This is a genomic window from Pyxidicoccus fallax (assembly GCF_012933655.1).
Taxonomy (GTDB): domain Bacteria; phylum Myxococcota; class Myxococcia; order Myxococcales; family Myxococcaceae; genus Myxococcus; species Myxococcus fallax.
Genome location: NZ_JABBJJ010000482.1, coordinates 1 through 7,565, shown reverse-complemented (window position 1 = coordinate 7,565; position 7,565 = coordinate 1). Strand labels below are relative to the sequence as shown.

Here is a 7,565-nt window from a genome sequence, read left to right as displayed (position 1 = left end):
AGAGACAGCGGTGGGGGTGGCGGCGGAAACGGGCTGAGCGCCATCCTCAGCGAGGCCACCTTCAACGCGATGTTCCCCTACCGCAATCCGTTCTACACCTACAGCGGCCTGCTGAATGCGGCGGCGAAGTTCCCCCAGTTCGCCGCCGCGGGTGACACCGACACGCGCAAGCGCGAGGTGGCGGCCTTCCTCGCCAACGTCGCTCATGAGACTGGCTTCCTCGTGCACATCGAGGAAATCAACAAGCAGGTCATGTGTCAGAACTGGAGCGGCGATCCGGACTGCAACTACTGCCCTCCGGGAAAGATGTACTTCGGGCGTGGCCCCATCCAGCTCTCGTGGAGCGGCAACTACTGCCAGGCCAGCAAGGGGCTCGGGCTCGGAGTGCGGCTGTTGAACGAGCCGGAGCTGGTTGCGCGGGATGCGTCCATCTCCTGGGGCACGGCGCTCTGGTTCTGGATGACCCAGACCGGCGCGCAGGGCTCCACCAGCACGCCGCACGGCTGCATCGTCAACAACCAGGGCTTCGGCTGCACCATCCGCGCCATCAACGGGGCGCTGGAGTGCAATGGAGGCAATCCCGCCCAGGTGCAGAGCCGCGTGAACAACTATCTCGACTTCACGAACAGGCTCGGCGTGAGCCCTGGCGGTAACACCGGCTGCTGAGCCGCCCGACGAACAGGAGATGCGCATGAACAAGAACCTCGTTCATCGAACCGCCATTGCCGCGACCGTCATGGGCTTCCTCGGCCTGATGGGAGTCCTGGTGTCACCTTCCGCCAATGCCTCCGAGGCCACCCCCCTCGAGGCCGCTGGGGAAACGTCCCTGGCCGCCTGCAACGCGACCTGGTACGGCGCGGAGGGCGAAATCCCAGAGGGCTGGCCCACCGCCAGCGGTGAGCCCTTCAGCCGGTGGGCGCTCAGGGCCGCGCACAACTCCCTGCCGTTCGGCACCCGGGTCAAGGTGAGCTATCAGGGCAGGTCTGTCATTGTCACCATCAATGACCGTGGGGGCTTTGGCGGCGCCGTCTGCCTGGACCTCACCTACGGGGCGTTCTTGCAGCTCGCCAATCCCGACCTGGGTGTCATCCCCGTGCAGTACGAGATTCTCTACTGAGGGAGCGGTGTGAATCCCGCGACCAGGGAAGGGGTTTCCAGCTTCCCTGGTCGTACCGACCCGATGCTTTGCAATCCACAGGTGCGTGTGCAGCCCAATCGAATGGGCCGCCCGGTCCATCGAGGTGGCACCCTGTCGAGGCCTCGAGCTTCAGCCTCCTCCCGCCTCGGGACCGGCCGTTGACCCCGGGGCTCGCGCCGCGGATTCTCCGGCCACATGCACCCTGCGCGTCTGGCGGCCCTGCTCTCCCTGTCCCTCCTGACGTGGGCACCTCCCGCCCCCGCCGCCGGAAAGGCCTCCCGGCCTCGTGCGCCGCTGCCTTCACCCTCCAGGCCGGCGCGGCTGGCCGCGGGCTACTCCCACTCCTGCGCCATCTTCACGGGCGGCGACCTGCTCTGCTGGGGCGAGAACATGTCCGGGGAGCTGGGAACGGGGGACACCCGCTTCCGAGGCAGGAAGCCGGATGAGCGCCTCGGCCCACCGGTGGACCTGGGGCCCGGTCTGCTTCCCATCCAGGTCGCCGCCGGCGCCGGCCACACCTGCGCGCTGCTCGAGAAGGGCGCGGTGAAGTGCTGGGGCATGAACGCCTGGGGACAGCTCGGCACCGGAGACACGTGCGCGCGGACCCAGGCCGAGGACCTCGGCACGGCGTTGCTCGGAGTCGACCTGGGCCCCGGGCGCACCGCCCGGTTCATCGCGGCGGCCAGGAGGCACACCTGCGCGCTGCTCGACACGGGCGCGGTGAAGTGCTGGGGCGCCAATCACTCCGGACAGCTCGGGCTCGGGGACATCCAGGCCCATGGGGACGCTCCCCAGGAGATGGGAGAGCGCCTGCCGTCCGTCCCCCTGGGAAAGGGCCGCACGGCGGTCCTCCTCGCCGTCGGTCACGAGCACACCTGCGCCGTGCTCGACACGGGCGCGGTGAAGTGCTGGGGCAACAACGACCACGGCCAGCTGGGCCTGGGCGCCCTGGGGTTCCGGGGATATGAGCCCGGCCAGCTGGGCGATGCACTCCCCTCCGTGGACTTGGGAAGGGGGCGCACCGCCGTCGCGCTGAGCGCGGGAGGCCGGCACACGTGCGCCGTGCTCGACACGGGCGCGGTGAAGTGCTGGGGCGACCACCGCGCGGGCCAGCTGGGCGCCGCCACGGCGCAGGGCCGGGAGGACCGTGGGAAACGGCCAGGGGAGCTGGGCGAGCACCTGCCCGCAGTCCCGCTCGGGAAGGGCCGCACCGCTGTCGCCGTGGCGGCGGGGGAGGCGCACACGTGTGCCCTGCTCGACCGGGGCACGGTGAAGTGCTGGGGACGGAATGCCCACGGACAGCTCGGCCTCGGAGACACCGACACGCGAGGGGATACGCCCGGCGAGCTGGGCGACGCGCTCCCCGCCGTGGACCTGGGGAAGGGCCGTACCGCCATCGCGCTGGCGGCAGGGGCGGAGCACACCTGCGCCCTGCTCGACAACGCCACGGTGAAGTGCTGGGGCAGGAACGACAGTGGCCAGCTCGGCGTGGGGAGCATGGAGGCCCGAGGCGACCAGCCCGGCGAGCTCGGTGACAAGGAGCGTATCGACCTGAGCGCGCAATGGGTGCACGCGACGCGGATGGCCGGGGACCCGAAACCTCCGCGGAAGTGGGACGACTGCCCGCCACCGGCGCCCTGAGAAGGACACCCGCCTGCTGGGACGGCCCGTGCGCCGGGCCCACTCCGCGGGCGGATGGGCCTTACAAGGGGCGCATCTCGGCGACAAAGACAGACATCCACCGCAGGGCAAGGCCCACCCCTTCCGAGTCGTGTCCGCCCCAGACGGGGTGCAGAGAGGACACGCACCCTGCGCTCCTTAAATTCGGGGATCGCGGATTGCTAATTTTTACATCTCCGCAGCCTGTGTGCGGCAGAAGTGCAATCCCCTCACGGACGTCCCCCCTCAATGAACAGACATCTCGCTTCCGTCCTGGCCGCAACGGCGCTCTCCGCTGTTGTCTATGGCGCCCCCGCTTCCGCCCAGTCCCGCACGCCGTGGCAGATGCACCACGGTCTGGAAATCACGGAGAGCAATCCGCTGGGCCTGGTGCCGTTCTCCTGCACGCCGTCACGCAATGGAGACCCGTGCGAGTACGACGTGGCCACAATCCCTCCCGTGGGAGACCCGGCCTGGGGCCCCGCGCCGGATGGGGAGATCATCGACTTTCTCGTCTATCCGTCGAACGTGTGTAGCGCGCCGGTCACCTGCATGGCCTACGGCGACTTCACCTATTTCCAGTCGTTCGTGCGCATTCCGGCCGACTTCGTCGTGACGGACTTCACCATCGTCTTCGACGGCATGGACGACGGCTCGCGGGTGTCCATCTACAATTCCAGCTACCCGAACGGAATCGTCATCCCTGGCAGCTACGTGTACCACAACGAGTGGGGCACCGCGAACCTGGGGGCCTACGTGCGTGCGGGCGAGGTGAACCGGGTGGTCGTCACCCAGGTGGATGACTGCTGCATCCACAACAACATGCGTGAAGCGTGGGTCCAGCTCAATGGTCGCCCCGTGGAGCTGGTGATGGGCGCTCCTCCGGAGCTGACCATGTGCAACATGCCCCGCTACTCCAACCGCTCCCTGCAGAAGATTTGCGCCTGGACGCGCGCGACCGAGGAGGGCGTGTCCCTGGCCAACGTGAGCCTCACCATCAACGACGGCGCCCCCATCCGGCTGTCGCCGGATGAGAGCGGTGGCTACGCGGTCACCTGGATGAACCTGCCCGAGGGCACCCACGACATCCGCGTGACGGCCACGGACGAGCACGGCCGCGCCACCCTGCAGCAGAAGACGGTGACGGTGGACCTCACGCCGCCGGTCCTCTCCGTCCTGGCCCCCGCGCAGGACGCGGTGTGCGCCAGCCCCGTGGTGGACGTCACCACCCACGTGCAGGACGCGACGCCCACGCAGGTGACCACGCAGTGGGTGCAGAGCTCCAGCGTGGAGAGCGGCACGGGGACCATCACCCACACCGTGGACCTGGTGAACAGGGGCTGGAACAGCGTGCTCATCTCCGCCACGGACGCGGCCGGCAATACGTCCGAGCTGGATTATTCGGTGAACGTGGCCGAGTAGGCCGCACCCTGGATGCCCTGGGCGCCGCCGGAAGCGGGGCCCACGGGACAGGGGTATCATCCAGTGCCGTGCAGGGCCGTTACACCCCTGTTCCAGGGGTGAGACGGCTCCCACCGCATTCCCACTCCCACGGGCAATCATTCATCAGCTCCAGGGCACCCGCGATGGGGATGTTTCGCTCCAGCACGGACGGGCCGTCTGGTACGGAATGAACCTGCCCTTCAGCCGGATGCCGGCTCCGCGCACGTCCTTACTCTGCGCCTCCCTCACGTGGTCGAAGTCTCATGGGGAGAAAGCAGGCAATGAAGGTGGGGCTCAATCGCAAGCGAATCATGGATGGACAGCGGCGCCGGCTGCCACTGCTGCTGCTCGGTACTGGATTGCTGGTGGGGCCGGCCGCCAGCGCCGAACCTGAATCACCCCCCTGGCCGTGGCCACAGCCGAGCCGTGACGTCTACCAGGCGCTGGTGGTCAAGTACGCCACCAACCGCATCTGCCGGCTCGAGGAGCAGGGCAAGTGCAAGGAGTGGGATGTCGTGAAGCTCCGCTCCTACAATGGCAAGCTCGTCGGGCCGACCATCGAGGTGTGGCCGGGAGACAACCTCCATATCCAGATGGACAACCAGCTCCCGCCGGAGATACAGCCGCCTCCTCCGGACCCCAACATCCCCCACGGCTTCAACACCACCAACCTCCATACCCACGGGTTGCATGTGTCGCCCGCGGGCAACTCGGACAACGTGCTGATCGCCATCGGGCCCCAGCGGAAGTTCGAGTTCGAGGTCAAGATTCCCGCCGACCACCCCGCGGGGACCCACTGGTATCACCCCCACAAACACGGCTCGACGGCCATGCAGGTCTCCAGCGGCATGGCCGGCGCGTTGATTGTCCGCGGCGACATCGACGAGGTGCCCGCCATCAAGGCCGCCCAGGAGAAGATCTTCGTCTTCCAGCAGATTCCCTACTCCCTGGTCGATGACCCCTATGAGCCGGGCAAGCAGGCCAACATGGTGGAGAGCTTCCAGGTGTTCATCCCGGGGCGCTGGGAGCAGTCCGGCCGGAGGACGCTCATCAACGGGGAGTTCATGCCCACCCTCAAGCTGAAGGCGGGCGAGGTGCAGCGCTGGAGATTCCTCCATGCGGGCACCATGGAGACGCTCCGGCTCAGGCTCGTGCGCGAATCCAATCCGGAAGTCGTGCTGCCGCAGTACCAGATTGCCCACGACGGAATCACCACCGGCCGCATCGACGAAGTCCAGGAGACGGAGATGTTCCCCGGCTACCGGGTGGACCTCATGGTGAGGGCCGACAGGACTCCCCAGACCTATCTGCTGGTGGACGAGGCGAGCCCCGCGGACCGCTCGCTGAATGGCCAGCCGGAGACGCGCAAGGTCCTGGCCCGCGTCGTGGTGCAGGGCAGGAGCCCCGTCTCGATGCCGCTCCCCGACGCGAGGCAGCTCTCGAAGCTGGTGCCCTACGCGCCCATCAAGGACGAAGAGGTGACCGGCATGCAGCACGTCGTCTTCGACATCGACTTCAGTGTCGTTCCGCCCAGGTTCCTCATCAACGGAAAGCCGTACGACCCGCACGCCCCTCCACGCAAGCTGACGCTGGAGGCGGTGGACGAGTGGCACGTCACCTCGTCACAATTCCAGGGTCATCCCTTCCACATCCACGTCAATCCCTTCCAGGTGATGCTGGGGGATGGGAAGGACATCTGGAAGGACACCATCTTCGTGCCGCCGAGCCAGACCTTCCGCCTGCGCACCCGCTACAGACGCTACATCGGAAAGTTCGTGATGCACTGCCACATCCAGGACCACGAGGACCTGGGGATGATGGAGCTGCAGGAAATCGTGATGCCCGACTCGGGTGGACATCACCCGCACTGAGTCCGGCCCCGGACCGCCAGCACGTGGGGCTGGCGGTCCGAGGCGGGGTCCACGGCTGTCCGGCGCTCAAGCCGGAGCGCTGGAGGTGAGGGGCTCTGCGGGCACCTCGCCGGCGAGCTCGAAGGTGTCATGCAGGATGCGGACGGCCCGGTCCGCCAGGCCCGCATCCAACAGGCAGCTGATTCGCAGCTCGTTCACCACCAGGCCCGACACGGGGATGCCCTGCTGGCTCAGGTTGCGGCACAGGCGGGCCGCGATTCCCGGGTCGGAGCGGAGGCCGATGCCCACCAGGGAGACCTTGGTCAGGCTGTTGGACACCCGCAGCTCACGGGCTCCCAGCCTGTCCGAGAGCTGCTCCAGGCTCTGCCGGGTGCGGAGCAGGTCTCCCTCCGGCAGGGTGAAGGCGATGTCCGCCCGGGTGCTTCCCGGCGCGCAGCGGGCATGGCAGAGCATGTCCACGCTCACGTTCTGCTCGGCCAGCAGGTCCGTCACCTCCGTCATCTGCTCCGGGCTGCACTCCACCCCCAGCAGCTCGACCCGGGCCTGCCCCCGCTCGCAGGCCAGCCCCGCCAACCTCCGGGCCTCGAGCACCTGGTCCCGGGGGAGGATCCAGGTTCCCTCCTCCTCCGAGAAGGAGCTGCGGACGTGGATGGGCACCTCGTATTTCATGGCAATCTCCACACTGCGCACCTGGAGGACCTTGGCCCCCAGGGAAGCCAGCTCGAGCATCTCTTCGTAGGGAACAGCCCTCAACTTCCGGCCGGAAGGACAGACACGCGGGTCCGCCGTGTAGACACCGTCCACGTCCGTGTAGATTTCACAGACATCCGCCTTCAGCGCGGCCGCCACCGCCACCGCCGTGGTGTCCGAACCGCCGCGCCCCAGGGTGGTGATGTTGTTCTCGGGGTCCACCCCCTGGAACCCGGCGACCACGGCGATCTGCCCCCGGTGGAGGGCCTTGCGGATGGGGCTCTTCTCCACCCACTGGATGCGGGCCCGGGTGAAGGCGCTGTCGGTGACCACCGGGAGCTGGTACCCCAGCAGCGAGAACGCCTGCCCGCCTTCCGCCTGGATGGCCAGGGCGGTCAGCGCCACCGAGACCTGCTCTCCCGTCGACGCGAGCACATCCAGCTCCCGGGAGTCCGGCAGCGGAAGGACCTGATGTGCCAGCTTCAACAGGCGGTCCGTCTCGCCGGCCATGGCGCTGACCACCACCACCACGTCGTTGCCGGCCCGCTGGCTCTCCACCGCCAGGCGGGCGACCTTCCGGATGCGCTCGATGCTCGCCACCGACGTGCCGCCGAACTTCTTGACGAGCAGGGGACGCCGCGGCTCCTGGAATGCCCCTCCCCCCGGGGGCGGTCGCATCACCGTGGGCTTCATTTCACCACCTCTTCCACCACCGGGGACCACCGGGCGTGGGCCGACGCGGGAACGGAGGACCAGGAGGGGCG

General features: G+C 68.1%; 6 protein-coding genes. 5 read left to right on the top strand and 1 reads right to left on the bottom strand.

What is annotated here, in order from left to right:
* From HG543_RS49490 to HG543_RS49470, 5 genes are all read left to right on the top strand, one after another.
* A partial coding sequence (locus HG543_RS49490; RefSeq protein WP_169351962.1) for a chitinase occupies positions 1-666 on the top strand: 666 nt, incomplete at its 5' end.
* 25 nt (positions 667-691) lie between these two features.
* Entirely contained in the window at positions 692-1,117 is a 426-nt protein-coding gene (locus tag HG543_RS49485) for a septal ring lytic transglycosylase RlpA family protein (protein WP_169351961.1), read from the top strand.
* A gap of 216 nt (positions 1,118-1,333) precedes the next feature.
* Positions 1,334-2,779, top strand: coding sequence for an RCC1 domain-containing protein (locus HG543_RS49480; protein WP_169351960.1), 1,446 nt, complete (start codon positions 1,334-1,336; stop codon positions 2,777-2,779).
* A 267-nt stretch (positions 2,780-3,046) separates the two neighbouring features.
* Positions 3,047-4,219, top strand: coding sequence for an Ig-like domain-containing protein (locus HG543_RS49475; protein WP_169351959.1), 1,173 nt, complete (start codon positions 3,047-3,049; stop codon positions 4,217-4,219).
* 302 nt (positions 4,220-4,521) lie between these two features.
* Complete coding sequence (locus HG543_RS49470) at positions 4,522-6,111, top strand: multicopper oxidase family protein (protein ID WP_246357859.1); 1,590 nt, start codon at positions 4,522-4,524, stop codon at positions 6,109-6,111.
* A 66-nt stretch (positions 6,112-6,177) separates the two neighbouring features.
* Here HG543_RS49470 and HG543_RS49465 read toward each other — a convergent pair whose 3' ends face one another.
* Positions 6,178-7,494, bottom strand: a complete 1,317-nt coding sequence (locus tag HG543_RS49465; RefSeq protein ID WP_169351957.1) for an aspartate kinase — start codon at positions 7,492-7,494, stop codon at positions 6,178-6,180.
* Positions 7,495-7,565: the final 71 nt, after the last annotated feature.